Origin of the sequence: Verminephrobacter eiseniae EF01-2, assembly GCF_000015565.1 — a bacterium.
In the GTDB taxonomy this organism is placed as follows: domain Bacteria; phylum Pseudomonadota; class Gammaproteobacteria; order Burkholderiales; family Burkholderiaceae_C; genus Acidovorax; species Acidovorax eiseniae.
The window spans coordinates 4,072,408-4,089,551 of record NC_008786.1; the positions used below are offsets into that span (position 1 = coordinate 4,072,408).

Consider the following 17,144-nt stretch of genomic DNA (forward strand, 5'->3'; position numbering starts at 1 on the left):
TGGGTTTGGCGCCAGATGAACGCCTGTCAGGGCGAGCGCGCCGTCCACAGCCGCCAAACCGATAAAGACTGCATTGCCTGCAACGATACATGCGGCCATGGATCGCCGGCCGTGCGAATGCCTGTCTGTTCGAGGCATGATTTATCGCTCTTGAATCACGCTCTGTCTGGTGTATGGTTTGGGCATGGGGGATCGGGCCGATTTTTTCGCACTACCCTGTCTCGGCTGCCGCAATGCGGCCGAGGCGCTGCTGTGCCTGCCCAAGACCTACATCGATAAAACCCGTGCGCACGAGCGCATTCACCGGGCGCCAGCGGAGCGCGCAGCGCTTTTTCAGGGCAAGTTGGTCCGTTGCCGTGGTCTGAACGCCGATGGGCAAGCCACGCGCAGCCCCTTTGCTCGATTTGCGCGATTTGCGCACTCGGTGGAATTGACGGTGGACTTTGCCGACGCCAGCGCGATGCGCGTTCGGCTTTTCGGCGCGCGCATCGAGGAACTCGCCGCGCTCGTCGATCAGACCATCGTGCTGCAAGCCTGCGCGCGCCCGTTGGCAAACGGGCCGACGAGCCTGCACGGCGCCACGCTCGCGGCCGTCACCGGCTGCATCGAGCCCCAGTATGTCGGCGTGCCCGGCGGGATTTCCGGCCAGAAGATCCGGTGCGCAGTCCATGCCGCGCTGGGCATCGAGGGCAGTCTGGATCAGGCGGCGCTGCTGCTGCAAGGCAATGCGCCCATCGAGTCCGTGCTGCACGAGCACGGCATCACGGCCCGCGCGCTGCTGCAAGACCTGCACCGGCCAGCCACACTGCGTGCCGGCGACACGGCGCTTGCCATCGCCCGCGCCTGCGTGGTGCGCGAGATCCGCAGCGCGGCCGTTGCCAGTCGGGTGGTCGCCGCGCCCTGCCCCTACGACATCGACCAGCACCTGATCGCCCTCGTGGCCGCGCAGAAGGAAACGCTCAGCCAGGATCAGCGCCGGGCGCTCAACGCCATTCGCCTGCAGGTCAACGACCGGCGGGGCGCCCGCATCCTGCTCAATGGCGATGTGGGCACGGGCAAGACCCTGGTGTTTCTGCTCGCGCTCGCGGCCATCGCCAGCACCAGCGGCAAGCGCGTTGCCGTGGTCGTTCCCAGCGACCTGGTGGCCCGACAGATCCACGCCCAGGCCCAGGCGCGCTTTCCGCAACTGCAACCCTGCCTGGTGATGGCCGGCAGCGGCGATGTGCCCGATGACAGCCTGATGCTGATCGGCACACAGGCCCTGTTCCATCGGGCTGAGCATCTCGAGCTCGAGGCCCTGGTGGTCGATGAGCAGCACAAGTTCTCGGTGGCGCAGCGCACCGTGCTCGCGCGCGGCCACACCCATGTGATCGAGGCCAGCGCCACGCCCATCCCGCGCTCGCTGGCCCTGGCCATCTTCGACGGCTGGATGCAGGTGCGCATCGTCAACTGCCCGGTGCAAAAAACCATCGTCTCACGCATCGCCATGCCCGAGAGCCGGCGCAAAGTGGTTGCGCTGGCCCATGCCCACTTGCAGCGTGGCCACAAGGTTGTCTTCCTCTACCCGAAGGTGGACGGCCAAGGCGCAACGGTGCGCGCTGCCGGCGAACGGCTGGACAAGCACTTCCAGGGCAAGGTGGCCGTCGTGCACGGACAGATGGGCCGTGATGCCAAGGAATCGGCCCTGAAGGCGTTTGCCAGCGGCGAGCGCCCGATCATCGCTGCCAGCACGGCCGTGGAGGTCGGCGTCGATGTGCCCGACATTGGCCTGATGGTCGTCAGCGGCGCCGATCGCTTCGCCGTGGCCCAGTTGCACCAACTGCGCGGGCGGCTGGCGCGCAACGGCGGCAAGGCCCACTTCGTGATGATGCTCGACAAGAAGCCGTCGAAGCTGACCGAGTTGCGGCTGCGGGCCGTTTGCCAGCATGCCGATGGCTTCTCGCTGGCAGAGCGCGACATGGAGCTTCGCGGCTTCGGGGATGTGCTCGGCGATCTCCAGTCGGGCCAGTCCAGCGCCACCTTCAAACTGCCGCGCCTGCAAGTGGCGGATTTCACCAAGCCCGCAGGGGTGTAGCGCGGGGACAGGTTTGCCGACGGGCTGTCCCACCGGGAAACCCGCCACCGCCACTACGACCCATGGCGCCGGAAGTTCCACGGTGCAATCGGCCTGGGATCGCTCCACAGCCCGCGCTTGTCGCGTTGGGCCTGGCGCTGAATGCGATACAGGCTCCGGTCCTGGACGTACTGGTCATACACCCAGGCCAAGCCGTTCTCCACCTGGTGCGTCTGGGCATCCACACCGTCGCAATAGACCCGCGAGACCACACGCCCGTACCGGTCGGTGCTGGCGCGGGTGAATGTGGCCGTCTTGCCAAAGCAGATCCCGGACAGGGATTGCTTGGCTCGTGCACCGAAAGCCTGTGCGGACTCGGGCGCATCGATCTCGGCAAGACGGATGCGCAAACGCTCCTTGGCCGCTGTCAGCACCGTGATGGTGTCCCCATCGGAGACACCGACCACCCGGCCCGTCGCCGCAGATGCCACGGCCGCCATGCAGTGCAGCAGCGCCGCAATGATGCAGGGTTTCATCCCTGCACCTGCAATTCCACTGCGCGCTGCTGCGTCTTGGGGATGCCCATCGGCGGCGGCCTTGCCGGTTCGTCGGCATGGCCGGCCCGCGCGCTCATCCAGATCAGAAAGTGGCGCGCATGGCGCGCGTCGATCTTGTCCCTGATGTACGTGCACAGGACTTTTTCTAGGTCGCAATCCTCACGATAAACCCCAACGTATTGCGCCAGGGCCAGCATATTGATGCCACGCTGGCCGCCCGCGCGGCAATTGCTCATCGCCGCCAGGCAAAGACGTTCTTTGAGCACGGCAAGGGAGCTTGTCTTTTTCATGCTTTCTCCACTCAAGAGTTGATAAAGCATGGGGCCCGACGGGCTTTGAAATGGCACGAATGCCATTTCGAAACCTGTCAGATTTCAGATTTCAGGGTTCGATCTTTTCCAATCCCAAGGCACTTCGCGCCTGTTCGTCCCAGTTGCGCAATGCCCGCTTGGGGTCTTCCTCGACCTCATGAACCCATTCGGCCGGGCCACTGATGGCCACTTCAAAATAGCACCCGAAATCATGCGGGAAGCGTTTCACCTGGACATTTGCGCCTTCGGGTACCGGGTAATGGCGCTCGACCTGCCGGGCATATGCCCGGCATTCTGCGCGCGCCTTCTTCTGGTAATCCTCATCGCCCGCCTGGGCGCAGTTTTCTTCGGATGGCACGGGGCCGATTTCCAGTGCTTCAAGAATCTGCAACATTTGACTTTCTCCTATTGCCGCAATGGCGGTGTGACAAGGAGTTCAGCAACGCTGCTGGCGACAGGCCATGGCCTCTCGTCAGCATGGATGCCCATTCTTGGCAGATCGGTTCTTGGCGGATCGGTCAATGAGCGATGGCCCGAAAGACATTGCACGCGCGACAAGAAATCACCCCCACCGCTTTCGCGGCAGGGGATCCTTCGGATTCCTGATCAGTCGGCCATTTCGCAGAGCAACGATTGCGCCGCTTCTTTGAGATTGGCATTGACGCCGAACCACTGGCTGTACAGACGGTTCTCGGGATTGCGCGCCCGCGCATGGTGATCGGCATACTCGGTGACCGCATTGAGCAGCCCCCAGGCTGTGCCCTGCACGCCCGGCAGGTGCGCGCCCTGGGCCGCCCCGTTGAACAGCGCCATGATCTTCTGGAAACCCTTGGTCTGCTCGATGCCCTTGTGTTCGACGCCCTTGCGCTCGTCCATCGGACTGGCAAGCAGGCACGCCACGATGCCTTGGGCATCAGGCTCGGTCAGTTTCACCCGGGTCAGGCTGCGCATCTTGCCCAAGAATGCGTCGAACGCTTTCGCGCCCATCAGGCCCATTTCGCCCTTGACTGCATCGGGGTTGAACGCGGTGTTGTGACGCACCTTGACCTGCTTGCCCGACTCGTTCAAGGCGATGGCCTGCGTGTTCCAGCAGACTACGCGCACGCAGGTGAACTTCGCCGTGGTGGCCAGCGATCCATCGCAAGAGGTGATCAGCAGGACGTAGGCCTTGAGCCGGTCGCTGCCGAGCACGTCGTTTTCGATGTGGGTGCGCGCCAGAGCCCATATGCGACGACCGCCCTTGAGACTGCCGATGGTCTCGATGGCAAAGCCCTCGCGCTCGACAAGCGAGCGGTAGAACTCGAGCATCTTCTTCGGTTGCACGATCTTGTAGCGCGGCGACACGACCGACAGCGGCAGGTCGTTGTCGCTGCGGTACAGCACATGGTGCTCCGGGAAGTCGTGCAGATTGGCGTTGGTGTACTGCACCGGGGCGCGCAGGATGCGCCAGTTCATGCGCGCCTGGTCCATCCACTCATCGAGGCTTGCGCCCTCGCAAACCTCCTGGCCGAGGCCATGCCAGGGCTTGGCTCCGCAATAGGCCATTTCAGCCTCGCCGAGCATGTTCAAACTCAGTTCGTGTGCCATGTTTACTCTCCAAAATTCCCCCAAAAGGGTGTTGAGAAAGAGCAAGCCCGATAGGCTTTTCCATGGGAAGGGGTTCCATGGAAAAATCTACCGACATGGGTTGGCAATGCCAGCACGAGGGAATCACGGTGCCGACAGCGATGCAAACCGGGGCGCCCCGGCCCGAATGGCTTGGCCGGGGATGCAATCGAATGCGATCGATGCATTGCCGGATGACCGGCGAGGTCATTTTCCCCAGGCGCCGGATTGCGCTGGTTGGGAATATTCCTTGAAAAACTGCGGCTTTCGACCGGCTAAATTTGGTCGGTGATTCCGGAAATCGGGCGCCACCGAACCCGGCTAACCGCGCCAGAAGCGCAGCCGTCCATCATCCACATGGAGGAACCCACGCCCCTGGTACAGGCCCACACCGCCGCCTTGGAGGTACGTGGCGATCCGGGCGAGGAGGTCGGCGGGGACGCCCTGCATGCGCCCATCCCAGGCCCGGCCCTGGATATGCATGCTGCTGCGCACCGCGCCCTCGATGGATGCGTTCGTTGCCGGGCTGCGATAGCCTGAAGTGGTCAGCAATGGAATCGAATGGCCGTAGGCCCGCAAGAAGCCCTGGATGCCGCACAGTATGTCCAGCAGCACCACCGACATCTGCACCGCCTGGCCTGCCCGCACGTCGCGCAGCAGCCGGCAAGCCGCCAGGTACCCATCGGCGACCACCCGGCCGTCCGCAAAATACACGGCTTTGACCTCTTCACGGCCCAAGTGCGTCATGCGTTGCAGCCATATGGATCGGGGCTGGCGCCAGAAATCCCCTTGCGCCCCAACGGATGAGGCCAAGATTGCCGGCAATGCTGCCGCCTGGCGCAAGAGTTGTCGCCTGTTCATGGGGGGATTTTCAAAAACCACCGATCACGGGGCTGCTTGAATGAAGCAGTATTCATGGCCCGACTCATAAACGGACTTATCCGAAGACTGCCCCGAAGACTGCCGTTGCGGTAGCTGTCCCACGCGAGAGGAGACGACGCGATGCAAGCTCTTGATGACCTTGGCAGGTGTCAATAGGGGTAACCATGGGCCACCAACTCGCTGAATTAGCACGACAAGAATGCTTTGCTGAGGTGGTTTCAGCACTTATCCTCTACCGTCGATGTCACTTCTGTGAACTGCTAAGCAACTCTTCCAACTGACCTGCCTCGGGTACGCCGAGGTGAATCAGCTCTGCCACGATGTTCCCAATATCTGAGTAAGTAGCCGTGTCAGTCCTTGCAGCCGCAGAGTCCTGGATGTAAATTCTCTTGGTGATTTCGCACCATCGCTTGCCGATTTCATGGTCAATCCAAAATAACCGGAAGTCAGGGTATGTGTCAAGCCAAGTCTTACCTGTTTGCACGATCAGGCCAAGATGCTCAGCACGCGGTGCTACTTCCAAGAGATTCAGCAGTACGAGCGCGATGAAAGGAGACGGGCCGGACTGAGCTAGTCGATCCAATATCGGAAGGAACGGAGCGATTCGTTCTACACCCTTCTGACGGAGATAGCACTTCGTGCCTTGTAGAGAGTGATGACTGTTGAAGAATAACGTGGCAATCGCTGACCCGATGTGTCTTTCAATGCGCAGATCCCTGCTTCCGCTCAGGTATTTCCATTCCCTGCTGGCCAGCATGCGATCCGCAAGTGCCGATCGGATTTCGACAGCCACTGATGTCTGCACGTCGCATCCCCAAAAATAGACTTCGTCCACGCTGCGCAAGAAGCAGGCGAGAACATCAAAGAAGTTCTGGTCCGGTAGTGCAGCAATCGGTTCTATGACCAGGTTCGAGACCTCAGTTGAAGTCAGTCTGACCACGCAACGCGCTGCCAATGCAAAAAACACGTCGTTCCATTCAGCGGGTGGGTTGTTAGCTTCTTCTTCGTCACACAATTCACCACCATTGGCTTCAATCGTCCACGATATGTAGGTGATGAACACATCGCGCAGCCACGGGCACTTGGCTGCGTCGCCGAGCGTCTGCACTTGCCGAAGCCACAGCGCCGCCATTTGGTGGTAGACCTGTTGGGCGCGCTTTTTTGGAAAGGTGGGCCACTGTGGTTCCGGCCCGGTTCCTTCCAGCCATGCCATTTCAGCGTCGATGGCAGCCATTGCTGCGGCCTTGCGCCGCGCTGCATGGGCTGATTTCTCCTCGTCAGAGAGGCTCCGTTTGCGGACAGGCGCAATGCATGTGCGGAGAGCGCATCGCAGGAGTGAGCAGGGCAATCTCTCATCGACCGCATGGAGGGCATCAACTGCTACACCGAAACCATGAGCGGCCGCATGGCGACCCACTGCTGCTACCTCAAGCAAGGCTCGAACACCGTCCGATGTTTTCTGGCGCGCGAGTGCGTAGCACAAGCCGGCGTAGGCAATTGCAATCGGACTGGAACGAAGGCCACCCCGAATTTGAAGCGCGATATCGTCATTATTGGACTTGAGTGCGTCCTTCAATTGCGCACATGCCCATTCACCATACTGTGTCCGCAAGTTCTCATCCCCATCTCGGATGGTGATCATGGCGGCGGCGAGTACCGCTACCCGCCGCATACGCGACAAACTATCATCCCCGTCATCTTCCGTTGTTGATGTAACTTCCGGTGTCGGACCACTCGCCCACGCTACCGCAGCGAGCCGTTGCTCCGACGAGAAACGGGAAGGATCGTCAATTGCAAGAGTAATCGCACATTGCATTTCGAGGTCCGAACGCTTATCTGCTGCAGCGTTCTTCAGCGCTTGAAGGTGGTTCTGTTCCGAGGCTGGTGAAATGTACTGGCGGGCACTCACCGTCGAACCATCCTCGTGCTCTGCATCGTCTTCGTGCCAGTTTGCTGGATCAGCAAAGTTCAATGCATGCCGGACCATGAACTCAGGGTCACTGAAGTTGGCCTGGGTGCCGACCGGCCCCAATCGGTCAGCCGCATCACGCAGTAGCGACGTTAGCTTGTTCCGTTGCTCTGGTGCAGTCGATGCGTAGTGCCTGATCAATCCACTGAGCGTGGTGCGCCTCGACACTCGCTTCTTGAGTTCGGCAGCGCTAACTGCGCCCTGTGGTTCGGGCGGCAGCCCAGAGAGATCCGGTCTCCGATCGTAGGCATGTCGCGTATGGTCAAGGCTCAGGAGTTCCGGGCACCCGAGAAACTCTGTGGCTGATGCTTCGGACTTCGGCCAATGCGAAATGATCAGATCCACCGCTACGAGCAGATAGGCCGCGCACGATCCTGGTGGTCCAAGCACATCGTTGAGAACAGTCTCGAACGGTTCGTCGGCTGCGATACGGCGATGAGCCCAGGCCTCTAGCGCCATCAGTGCTGACGTTATGGTGTTGTAGCTGCCTCTGGACCAGCGATAGGTTTCTGTCCAAGGGAAGATTCGCACACTATCTGGATACACAAGCGTAATTACGTTGGTTTCGGCATCGCGGCCTTGGCTGTCGTGCGCAATAGCATGCCCAACCAACTGGTGGATGAGTGCGAGCCCATCCTTTGGAGAATTCACCAGCAGTTCGAAGAACGGCCCTTGTGCTGGAGAGGCTGGCAAAAATTCATGATCGACGAACGTAAAGGCTTCTACACGCTCGTAGCCAGAGCGCCGATGGCGCGGTCGCGGCTTCTGAATCAACCATTGTTCGGTCAGTCGGGCCAGTTCAGCAGGTGCTGCTTGTGCCAAGGTTCCGCTCATCGTCAGGATGCTTCGGACAAGATCATCGTTGTGCTCGCTGCGTGCCACCGCCTGAAGATATTCGGCTGCCAAATCCGGTGTTGTGCGTGCGAACGCGAAGAAACTGCTTCGCAGAGCCGATTGCAAGGATTGCACTTGGTCGTTCCCGAGGTTTTTCCAAAATTTTGGCCCTTCACTTGGTTCAGGCAATGCACTTCGCGGTTCCATCAACCTGAGCCAGCGATACAACTGTCGTGTCATGGGTGGTGTTATGGTCATCAATCCGTGTGAACCAACCGCGAACGAAAAGATTTTGTATAAGTCAACCACCTCTGGAATCGCTTCGCCGGGAACGCCATCGCCGACGTTTAGAAGCCAGAGGATTAGAGCGATCCAAGCAGGGCCCCTCGGCAGGATCATGTCAGATGGTATGAGAGGTATGAAAGCGGGATCGACACCCGCAGCGGCAAACGCCTTCGAGGCTGGAACGACATCGACGACCATCACCGTGCGAATGAGCTCACAAAGCAGCAATGCGTGGTCGGCAAACAGGACTGGCTGAACCAGCGGGAGTATGGCATCCGCCGCTTCAGAACGGGCAAGCGCGAGTAGTACAGCACGTCTCCATGACTTGTGGATGCCTTCACCACTCAAGCGGTTGAGAAGATTGCGCCATGCAATGCCATCTGCGGCCCGCTCAATCGCCATTCTGGCAGCCAGTTCCATGCCGCGAGCAAGCACTGCGGTTGCAGAGCGCTTCAGGTCTAATTCGTCGATCAGGCTGGCATCTTCATGCAGCGTGCATGCAATCGCCCACTCGCGCAGCACATCATGGCGGAAAGACACACGGTCTACCGGCAATTTGCGCAATGTTCCGCTGTCAACCAACGCTTCAATTGATTGGGCAGGCTGCGCACTAACATCAAGAATATCGGAGTCAACAAGTGCCTGTTGTGCCAAGTTGCGTAGCAAACGGGCTCGATCCCGCCATCCGTCCGACTGGCCGTCGGCTGTGGCCCACCACTGATTGGCCATTTCGACTTCTGTACGTGGCCAAGAATCAGTCGCCTTCTGGCTTGCGAGACGCGCAAGCCGAAACAAGTTTCTGGTGATTTTCCGTGCGGGATGGTTGTCGCCGAGTAACGGTATCAACGCAGGATCGTTCGTTCTGAGTTGTTCAACTTCTGCATTGCTCAATTCATCGATTGATATTGGCGATGTCCGCCCCAGAAGCTCAAGAGCTTCGTCCGGCAACCAACTGCGTTCATCGACACCAAAGTCAGTTCTTGCAGTTGAAAGAATCGACACGCCTGGGACCTTCGCGGCCTCTCGGAGGATGTCCTTGACCGTGAGGCGTTCCTCGTCGCTAAAGGAATCGAGGTTGTCCAGAAACACGACGGCACCACCATCACTCGCAAGCTCGACCAAAAGCTCACGCAGTGTTCCGTCGAACCCGATCTGAGCGCGCATGGCAGACCATCCACGGGGAATGCATCGGCCGGGACTGAAAACGAGAATCTGGCCCTCTGTCTGTAGAGACTCGGCGACCTGACGTAGAACACCAGACTTGCCCACGCCAGCGTCGCCACGGATCTCGACGTAACGCCCACAGCCGCGTGCCTCGTGCACTGCCGCAACACGCTCATGTCGCGCAAGGACGACTTTGCCTACCCGATTGTCAATGTCGGCAAGCGCCGAGCAGGCGATCTCAGCGAGAGCGGCGCGGGCATTTGCGTGCCGCCGGTCTCCGACAAACCGGAACCCCCTCAATGACTCCAGAAGAGTGGTACGGGTTTTGTCGCCACCGTTCGTGGCCACGCTGATGACGAGTTCAACAAGGTTTCCCCAAAGCGCGTCAACTCGGGAGGCATCGTCGGCATGTAGCGTGTGGAGTGCGCGCTCCCGCGCGAGTTCCTTGATCGCAGAGCCTGGTGCAGTAAAGTTGAATGTGAGAATCTGAAGACGGCGTAGCAACTTCCAGATCGTTTCTTCATCGTGAGGTGAGCCCTTGTCTTTCAGGTGCTTCTGGAACGTCTTGACAAAGGCGCGCATGTCAGCGTTCGCAGCGCCCGCAAGTTTGATCTGCGCCATGAAGGTTGTTGCGTCGCCAATCTGCCGCGCCCGTGTCAGTACATCTTGATATGGTCCGTCGATCTTGCGGGAACTCCTCGCAGTGGCAATCGCCATTTCGTACTGCATCGACCAAAAGTCAGGCTGACCCACAGTCTCAACAATCTGGCCGACAACCTCCTGAAAAACTGTATCGCAAGGGCTGAACGAAATCGTGCGCTTGACCTGAATCGCCAGTACCGCAGGTTTGCCAGAACCATCGGTTGCGTGAACGATGACATCGTCGAGTGGGTGGCCGATATTCGCCTGTTGAAGGGCAACCCGCTTGATCGTGGCTCCGGGCAGGCCACACGCCTGAGCCCCACTGAGCATGGCGAGCAGGTAGAACGCTGCTACCTGGCCTTCAAAATGGGCGCCTGCCGGTCCGCTAGAAGCAGTGCTCGTTCCTTGTCTGTCGCCAGTTGGTGCAAGGGGATCGCCTTCTGAATCTGGTTTATTCATTGCTTCTTCACCATTGGGTCGATATTTTTGTGGATGCATGATGGGCGGACTTGCCGTAACTGGGAGCACTCGATAATGCTTGGCGCGTGTGCTGTGTGAGCATGATCAAAACGCCCATCGAGGCTGGGCCGAGGCGCCCAAGGCTGCAAGCCAAGCAAGCATATCAGATGTATTCACACAACATAATTTGCAATCTACAGGCACTAATTCTCAATTTGCCACATGTGCTCTACCCCATACCAAACTGGCATGGTCATGTCCTCAAAATGGCCTGCTGTGCAACAGCCTTGGAAAAACCGTCTGCGCCGATGGTCTGAAAGAAGGCGGCCAGTTCGAGCACGGCTGGGGATGGCTACGCGGGGTCATGCTGTATGCCACGCACAAGGTTGTCCTCCATGCCTTCGATGACTCTCCAGGAAAGGATCGAATCGAGCCTCTCCCGCTCGGAGGCCAAGGTGTTCCTGCGCAAGGAATTCGACCGCTTCGGCGGCTACGACCAAGTGGGGCGCGCCCTGCGCGGCATCATCGCCAAGGGCCTGCTGGTCAAGGCGGGGTATGGCATCTACGTCAAGGCCAAGAAGTCGAGCATCACGGGCAACCCGGTGCCAGTCGCTCCACTGATCGAGGTCGGCGCCGCAGCGCTGGCCAAGCTCGGGGGGCAGGCCCAGCCGAGCTCGGCTGCGGCCACCTACATGGCCGGCCGCTCCACCCAGATGCCCATGGGCGACGCGCTCTGCGTCGGCAGTTCACGCGTGCGCCGCAAGATCGGCTTTGCAAGCAAAACGGTGAGGTTCGAGCGTTGAGGAGGTTGCCGGCCGCCGACATCGAGAAGATCGTCGATTTCGCCGCAGAAGCCGGAGAACTGCTGCCGCCCTACGCCCTCGAAAAAGACGCCCACATCCTCGCAGCCATGCGGCTGATCGAGAGGGTCGGGCGCGACAGCCCGTTCCGCTTGGGTCTTCTGCGGGGGCACATGCCTGTCCAAGGCCTACGGGATCCTCGACCGGATGTCCGAGGATGTGGACTACAAGCTCGTCCCCACTCCTGAGACGATGGTGCTCTCCAACGGCAAGAGGCGAGCCGCCCTGGGCGACTTCGCCAAGGCCGCGATCGACGCGCTGCAAGCCGGCAGGTTCGGCCAAGGTTCGGTGGAACGCAGGTCGCGCAACGCCAACGCCTACACGCGCCTGGACGTGTCCTACGAGTCGGCCTTCTCCAAGCCTGCGGCGCTGCGCGGGCATCTGCTCGTCGAGTTCAACCACAGCCCGCTGCGTCTGGAGCCCGACAAGCGCCTGGTGGGCCTGCTGCTCGACAAGTTGGCTCTCGGCGCCTACACCGACCCGTTCGAGGTCGAGTGCATCGCCCTGCAGGAAGCATTGACGGAAAAACTCGTGAGCTTTCCGCGCCGACTCTCGATGCTGCTGGCCAGGCATTCCGATCCTGCCCGGGCGCTCGGGTGCGAGGCCGATGGGGATTCCTCGCTTGTGCGCCACCTCTACGACGCGCGCCGGCTGCTGCAAGTCCACCCCGAGCTCGCCGAGGACGGTGCGGGCCTGGCCAAACTGGTGGACGCTGCCGTCCGGCAGGACATGGCCGCCTTCGCCAACCAACACCCGGAGTTCGTCGCCGATCCCGGCCTCGAGCTCTTGCTGGCCATGAAGTTCGCCAAGGCGAGCCCGGATCTCGCTGCCCAATTCGACGCTTTCGTATCAGACCAGACTCAGTTCACGCTGGCGGGCTGCTCCTGGAGAGCGCCAGCGCACCGAATCGGTCGATGGTGATTCCAACTGCCCGATCACCGCGCGTGCTGCCTTCGGTGACGAGGCCATCTCGCACCAGATCACCGCATCGAGTTCGGAGGCTCGAACATCCCATTCCTCGATCATCGCCTGCGAGGGCAGTGGCGGACCGAAGGCACCGCGCTCATGCAGTCGCTTGTAAGCCGCCAGGCCGACCGGAGCCGGGATGCCGTGGCCGCCCAGCAGACAGGCGGCGACTTCCTGCGCCAGCGTGCGGCCAAGTTTGTAGCCTGCTGGCCGGCCCGCGAGACACCGGGCCATCACTTTGTGCGTGGCAACTCACGGGCACGAAGAGCCAAGCCGGATCGAAGCCAACCGGACTGCACCGCCTCACCCCCCGCAGCCGCTGTCAGGCTCCTTCCTGAACTGCCCGTAGTACGCGCAGGTGACCTCGGGCCTGTGGTGGCCCATGTTGCGCGCGACGATGTTTTGGATCTGCAAGCGCGATGCCTCGTCGATCTGCGAGATCCGCCCGCCCAGCACGGGCGGCACCAGACCATGCAACAGGGCAATGTTTTCCGCATACTCGGCCCGCAGTCCGTGGCCAACGCAATCGCTGTCACGGCCCGTGATGCCGATTTTCTTCATCAGGTACTTGTAGCGCTCGACGTTCTGCTCGTAGCTGCGCTCCGGCCAGCCCAGGAAATCATCCCTGCTCTGGCACAGCCGCTTGGCATGCTCCAGGCACACCCGCTGGAATGGATGCTCGATCGGAACATCGCGATCCTTGCCCGACTTGGCCATGTTCTGGCGGATCAACAGCAGTGTCCCTGCATCCATCAGATGTGGCCTGGCCCGTAGCTGCTCCTTGCGCCTGAGCCCGAAAGTCACGCCCAGCCGCAGCATTGCGCCGAACCGCAAGTCCAGCGCGTCTGCCTGCAGGATTTTGGCAACCACATCGATACCACGCTCGCTCCAGCTCTTGGAGCGCGTGGCATCGACTTTCACGGACAAGGCGTCGGCCGGCAGGTGGGGATACAACTGCTGCAAGAAGCGATGCGTGATCATCTCGGGCTTGCCGATCCACTCGGCCACCCGGCGCAAACGGCTGATGTGGTTCTGGATCGTCTTGAGCGAGTAGCCATTGGCCATCCAGTGCCGAACCAGCGCCTGCACATGCGTGCGCGACAACTGGCGAATATCGCGCAACTGATAGCCCATTGCCCACAGGCGCTCGCAGGCCGAGTGCACCACATCGAGCGTCAGTTGCCGGGTGCGAATGGAGGCCACCGCCCCGTTGACGCGCCTGCCGGCATGGCTGTTGACCAGCGCCCGGGCCGAAGCCTTCAGGCTAACGAGATGCTTCGTGCCGATAGGAAATTCTTTGGGCATCTTCGGGAACCTGCAAATCCCACCAACGGCCATCGACCAGCAGGCGGATGCCCCGGTGGTGCCCACGGATGACGACATAGGCGCCGTAGGGACCCCAATCGGCAGGCCCTGCGTCCGTGCGAATCTGCTCGATCAAAACATCCCTCTTGGGCACCAGCCAGACATCGCCGCGCTCATTGCGCCAAGCCACCGAGACGGGGCCAGGCACCTGTTGGACGAAACGCATCGAATGGTCGGCGGTTCGGAACAGTTCGACAAAATTCCTGAGCGCACCGCAGCCCGACAACATCGACACCGCAGCCGCCGACAAGACAATGGTCATCGGAAGCGATCTCACGATCTTCGTCATTCGCGCCCCTGGTACGGCTCCATTTCAACGTCGCGCGCGATCGTGAGCGTGAACGGTGTGCCGATCTCCACATGCCCGGTTGGCGCGATCTTGGTGTTGCGCGAGAGCACCTGCCCGATCGTGTCGTGCAGGGCCGAGCCGATGATGCTGCCGCCCGTTTGCGAGGCACCGTGGGTGGTGTCGATCGAGATCTGGCGCTCATCCTTGGGCAGCAGCAGCGATGCCGCGCCCAGCATGAACGAGGTCTTGAACATCTTCCAGAAATGGTTGTTCACATCGGCGGGCAACCCGGACGCGCCCTGCAAGTCACCCGCAGGGGTGCCCGTGAGCGAAAAGCTCTTGCCATTGGGCAGCCGCAAGCGATCGCACGCCGCCAGCACCACCTCCTGGCCGACCAGCAAGCCGGACTGGTAGGTGCAGGACACCTCCGAGCCACGCGGAATCACCAGCGTGTCCATCGTCACGCTGTCGAACACATCGCTCATGACCTTGGCCGTCACGCGGCCGGGCAGATCGGTGCGCAGCGAGCGTGTCAGCACCGTGCGGATCAGCGTGCCCTCGTAGAGGGTGTGCGCAGCCCGGGCAGGCTCCATGCCCAGCGCAGGCGCAATCTTGCGCTCGCGGGATTCCTTGAGGAAATCGTCGTGCAGGCCCTGACCCTGGCCTTTGCCCTGACCTTGGGCAGCGCCTTCTTCGCCGAGGGAGCGCATCGCCTCGCCCTGCCGAGCCAGCATGTCCCGCAGCAGGGTTGAATCATCGGGCGGCCCCGCTGCACCAGAGCCACGCAACGGCTGCAACCCGGCAGAGTGGTTTCGCAACTCCACATCAGCTCGCATCGGCGAGGCGAGGATCAGCGCCATGCGCTCGGCGGCGTCATCCCTTTGCTCGGGCGTCTTGGCGACCGGCGCAGGCGGGGCCTTCGGCTCGTCGACGCGCATCTCTGGCGCTGCGGGGACGCGGCGCGCAAGCTCATCGGCGATGTCCTGATTCGGGATAGTCGCAACCTTGGAGCCGCCACCCGGATGGGGCTGGCGCGGCCAGAGCAGCGCGATGATGACCACGGTGCCGAAGATGGCCACGGCCCAGGTCTTGAGATGGCGGCTTGGCATCCCGCGCTGCAGCGCCTCATGCCCGTCATCGGCAGGAAGCTCGGCCCTGGGGTTGGGCTGGCGGCCTGGTGGAGGCACTTGTGGAGGCGCTGGTGGACGCGCGATGTCTTCATCCATGTCCAGCGGATTGCTGCCAGGAGGTGGCAAGTGGGGGGTCTGCTGCATGTCGTAGCGCCCTCAATCGCGTGCCACACGGACCTCGATGGACTGGCCGATGCGCAGCATCCACAGCGCTGCCGTACGGTCGATGATGATCACGTCCCGGTCGCGCAGGTTTTCGCGATCGGCAACCGTGTAGTTCACCGGCATCAGTTGCTCACGGCCGCGCTGGTCCTTGTCCACCATGAAAACCGCCGGAAGGTCCTGCACTCCCGGGGGCAGCCGCATCCAGGTCTTGACGCCATCGGAATAGACATGCATGCGCTGGTACTGCGTGTTGTCCGTGCGCACCGAATAGAACGCCAGTTGGCTGGCGTCCATGGGGGCGTCCGACAGGTTCTGCGCCTTGCGGTGGCGCTCGATCTGCGCGGCTTGCTCGGCGGCACGCTCGGTCTTGTTGCGCCAGGCCATCTGGATGCCGGCTTGCTCATCGGGGTAGGTGAACTGCGCCTTCTGGATGCGCTCGTTCGGCTTTGTCGTGGCGATCAGCTCGAACTGGTATGTCCGCTTGTTGGTGACCAGCGTCAGGGAGGTGCGCACCCCCGGCTGCAGCGCCTTGATGTAGATGTTCTTCTCATTGCCTTCGAGCCGCCAGCGCACCTTCTCGCCGATCGAGGGCGGCTCCGACAGCTCTTCATCGGCCGTGAAAGGAATGTGGGTGTGCATGCCCACCGTCACCGGCAGTTGATAGACCACATCGGGCGTATAGGCGAACGTCACGATGCGCGGATCGAGATTTCCGGGGATCGGCACGGAGATTTCGCTCTCGGGCGCGGCCTGCGCCAGGGCGCTGCCAGCCAGAACAGATGCAGTGATGGCGAAGGTGCGCAGTTTCATTGGTTGCCCGTTTCCTCGGAGATGGAGAAGTTCAGCGCCGCCAGACCTGCGGGGTTGTTGAACACGTCCTCGCGCCTCTTGTGGCCCACGGAGGTCAGCGTCAGCGACATCGAGAAGGACTTCGTCGATGGCGCCGTGTTCGGCTGCGGACGCGATACCAGGTCGTAGCGCACGAGGTAGGTGTCGTCGGTCACCTTGTTCACCGACTTGCGATGGAACTCGCGCACGTACAGCGGGTTCTTGTCGAGCAAAGCGGCCGGGTTCGTATCCTGCTGGTGCAGGTACGAGCGCGCCTGATCGAGCGCCACTCCAGTGGACAGCCTGACCAAGCGATCCACGTTGCGGCGCCAGATCGCCGGGGTGACTTCCGTGAGGGTCTGGGCATAGCTGGCGGCCCAGGCCATTTTGGAATCCTCATCCGGGCTGAAAGCGCGGGCGACCCCGACGACTTGCAACTCCCCGGACATATCCTTGCTCACCTGCATCACGGCCACTTCCTGGCGTGAAGCGATGACGGTGGCCAGCGCAGCCATGACCAGCACGATCAGCAGGCAGACGATGGCCGTCATGCGCCAATAGAGCGCGCCCATGGCCTGGCTGGAGCCGCGCTCGAAGTAAGCCTGCGCCGCCGCCTGCTCCATGGGGCCTGGAACATGATCGGGCGGTGCGAGCCTGCTGCCTTTCGGTTTCATACGGGTGATTTTTCTGGCCCTTGCCCTCCTTGCAGGAACGAATGAGCGCAATAACCCGCTGCATTTCCGTTCCGGTATGCCTGGACGGCAGAAAAAACCGGATCAA

At 61.4% G+C, this 17,144-nt stretch carries 15 protein-coding genes; 3 read left to right on the forward strand and 12 right to left on the reverse strand.

The window, feature by feature from the left end; genetic code table 11:
- Positions 1–184 precede the first annotated feature (184 nt).
- Positions 185–2,074 carry a helicase-related protein gene (locus VEIS_RS17830; RefSeq protein WP_011811387.1) on the forward strand — a complete coding sequence of 630 codons (1,890 nt, stop codon included), beginning with the start codon at positions 185–187 and terminating at the stop codon, positions 2,072–2,074.
- A gap of 53 nt (positions 2,075–2,127) precedes the next feature.
- On the opposite strand, the gene VEIS_RS17835 is transcribed toward VEIS_RS17830, so the two are convergent.
- The 6 genes from VEIS_RS17835 to VEIS_RS17860 all read right to left on the reverse strand — a co-directional run bounded on the left by VEIS_RS17835 (position 2,128) and on the right by VEIS_RS17860 (position 10,800).
- Positions 2,128–2,589 carry a thermonuclease family protein gene (locus VEIS_RS17835; RefSeq protein WP_011811388.1) on the reverse strand — a complete coding sequence of 154 codons (462 nt, stop codon included), beginning with the start codon at positions 2,587–2,589 and terminating at the stop codon, positions 2,128–2,130.
- Positions 2,586–2,966, reverse strand: coding sequence for a hypothetical protein (locus VEIS_RS17840; RefSeq protein WP_157048576.1), 381 nt, complete (start codon positions 2,964–2,966; stop codon positions 2,586–2,588). Before VEIS_RS17840 ends, VEIS_RS17835 begins: the two co-directional genes overlap by 4 nt.
- A gap of 25 nt (positions 2,967–2,991) precedes the next feature.
- Positions 2,992–3,315: a hypothetical protein gene (locus tag VEIS_RS24910; RefSeq protein WP_011811390.1), complete on the reverse strand. Its 324-nt coding sequence runs from the start codon at positions 3,313–3,315 to the stop codon at positions 2,992–2,994.
- A 212-nt stretch (positions 3,316–3,527) separates the two neighbouring features.
- Positions 3,528–4,508, reverse strand: a complete 981-nt coding sequence (locus VEIS_RS17850; RefSeq protein ID WP_041950157.1) for a DUF932 domain-containing protein — start codon at positions 4,506–4,508, stop codon at positions 3,528–3,530.
- Between the two features lie 339 nt (positions 4,509–4,847).
- Positions 4,848–5,387, reverse strand: coding sequence for a YcbK family protein (locus tag VEIS_RS17855; RefSeq protein ID WP_011811393.1), 540 nt, complete (start codon positions 5,385–5,387; stop codon positions 4,848–4,850).
- Positions 5,388–5,652: 265 nt separating this feature from the next.
- Positions 5,653–10,800 carry an NACHT domain-containing protein gene (locus tag VEIS_RS17860; protein WP_232287738.1) on the reverse strand — a complete coding sequence of 1,716 codons (5,148 nt, stop codon included), beginning with the start codon at positions 10,798–10,800 and terminating at the stop codon, positions 5,653–5,655.
- Between the two features lie 356 nt (positions 10,801–11,156).
- On the opposite strand from VEIS_RS17860, the gene VEIS_RS17865 reads away from it, so the two are divergent.
- Both VEIS_RS17865 and VEIS_RS17875 read left to right on the forward strand, forming a co-directional pair.
- Positions 11,157–11,564 carry a DUF6088 family protein gene (locus VEIS_RS17865; protein WP_157048577.1) on the forward strand — a complete coding sequence of 136 codons (408 nt, stop codon included), beginning with the start codon at positions 11,157–11,159 and terminating at the stop codon, positions 11,562–11,564.
- 192 nt (positions 11,565–11,756) lie between these two features.
- Positions 11,757–12,542, forward strand: a complete 786-nt coding sequence (locus tag VEIS_RS17875) for a nucleotidyl transferase AbiEii/AbiGii toxin family protein (RefSeq protein ID WP_232287960.1) — start codon at positions 11,757–11,759, stop codon at positions 12,540–12,542.
- On the opposite strand, the gene VEIS_RS29870 is transcribed toward VEIS_RS17875, so the two are convergent.
- The 6 genes from VEIS_RS29870 to VEIS_RS17900 form a co-directional block, all read right to left on the reverse strand.
- Positions 12,471–12,821: a hypothetical protein gene (locus VEIS_RS29870; protein ID WP_198137890.1), complete on the reverse strand. Its 351-nt coding sequence runs from the start codon at positions 12,819–12,821 to the stop codon at positions 12,471–12,473. The genes VEIS_RS17875 and VEIS_RS29870 overlap by 72 nt on opposite strands.
- A gap of 69 nt (positions 12,822–12,890) precedes the next feature.
- Positions 12,891–13,892: a phage integrase N-terminal domain-containing protein gene (locus VEIS_RS17880; protein WP_049773954.1), complete on the reverse strand. Its 1,002-nt coding sequence runs from the start codon at positions 13,890–13,892 to the stop codon at positions 12,891–12,893.
- Positions 13,852–14,214: a hypothetical protein gene (locus VEIS_RS29875; RefSeq protein WP_198137891.1), complete on the reverse strand. Its 363-nt coding sequence runs from the start codon at positions 14,212–14,214 to the stop codon at positions 13,852–13,854. The genes VEIS_RS17880 and VEIS_RS29875 overlap by 41 nt, the downstream gene beginning before the upstream one ends.
- A 23-nt stretch (positions 14,215–14,237) precedes the next feature.
- Entirely contained in the window at positions 14,238–15,350 is a 1,113-nt protein-coding gene (locus tag VEIS_RS24915; protein WP_049773955.1) for a TrbI/VirB10 family protein, read from the reverse strand.
- A 177-nt stretch (positions 15,351–15,527) separates the two neighbouring features.
- On the reverse strand, positions 15,528–16,346 hold the full coding sequence (locus VEIS_RS17895; RefSeq protein ID WP_011811400.1) for a TrbG/VirB9 family P-type conjugative transfer protein: 819 nt from the start codon (positions 16,344–16,346) through the stop codon (positions 15,528–15,530).
- Complete coding sequence (locus VEIS_RS17900; RefSeq protein ID WP_011811401.1) at positions 16,343–17,038, reverse strand: type IV secretion system protein; 696 nt, start codon at positions 17,036–17,038, stop codon at positions 16,343–16,345. Before VEIS_RS17900 ends, VEIS_RS17895 begins: the two co-directional genes overlap by 4 nt.
- Positions 17,039–17,144 lie beyond the last annotated feature (106 nt).

Bases quoted from the DNA above. Each gene is read 5' to 3' on its own strand.
- VEIS_RS29870 (WP_198137890.1), bottom strand. From the start codon at position 12,821: ATGGCCCGGTGTCTCGCGGGCCGGCCAGCAGGCTACAAACTTGGCCGC.
- VEIS_RS17895 (WP_011811400.1), bottom strand. From the start codon at position 16,346: ATGAAACTGCGCACCTTCGCCATCACTGCATCTGTTCTGGCTGGCAGC.
- VEIS_RS17865 (WP_157048577.1), top strand. From the start codon at position 11,157: ATGCCTTCGATGACTCTCCAGGAAAGGATCGAATCGAGCCTCTCCCGC.
- VEIS_RS17900 (WP_011811401.1), bottom strand. From the start codon at position 17,038: ATGAAACCGAAAGGCAGCAGGCTCGCACCGCCCGATCATGTTCCAGGC.
- VEIS_RS17840 (WP_157048576.1), bottom strand. From the start codon at position 2,966: ATGGCATTCGTGCCATTTCAAAGCCCGTCGGGCCCCATGCTTTATCAA.
- VEIS_RS17835 (WP_011811388.1), bottom strand. From the start codon at position 2,589: ATGAAACCCTGCATCATTGCGGCGCTGCTGCACTGCATGGCGGCCGTG.
- VEIS_RS17850 (WP_041950157.1), bottom strand. From the start codon at position 4,508: ATGGCACACGAACTGAGTTTGAACATGCTCGGCGAGGCTGAAATGGCC.
- VEIS_RS17830 (WP_011811387.1), top strand. From the start codon at position 185: ATGGGGGATCGGGCCGATTTTTTCGCACTACCCTGTCTCGGCTGCCGC.
- VEIS_RS17880 (WP_049773954.1), bottom strand. From the start codon at position 13,892: ATGCCCAAAGAATTTCCTATCGGCACGAAGCATCTCGTTAGCCTGAAG.
- VEIS_RS29875 (WP_198137891.1), bottom strand. From the start codon at position 14,214: ATGACCATTGTCTTGTCGGCGGCTGCGGTGTCGATGTTGTCGGGCTGC.
- VEIS_RS24910 (WP_011811390.1), bottom strand. From the start codon at position 3,315: ATGTTGCAGATTCTTGAAGCACTGGAAATCGGCCCCGTGCCATCCGAA.
- VEIS_RS24915 (WP_049773955.1), bottom strand. From the start codon at position 15,350: ATGCCAAGCCGCCATCTCAAGACCTGGGCCGTGGCCATCTTCGGCACC.
- VEIS_RS17855 (WP_011811393.1), bottom strand. From the start codon at position 5,387: ATGAACAGGCGACAACTCTTGCGCCAGGCGGCAGCATTGCCGGCAATC.
- VEIS_RS17860 (WP_232287738.1), bottom strand. From the start codon at position 10,800: ATGCATCCACAAAAATATCGACCCAATGGTGAAGAAGCAATGAATAAA.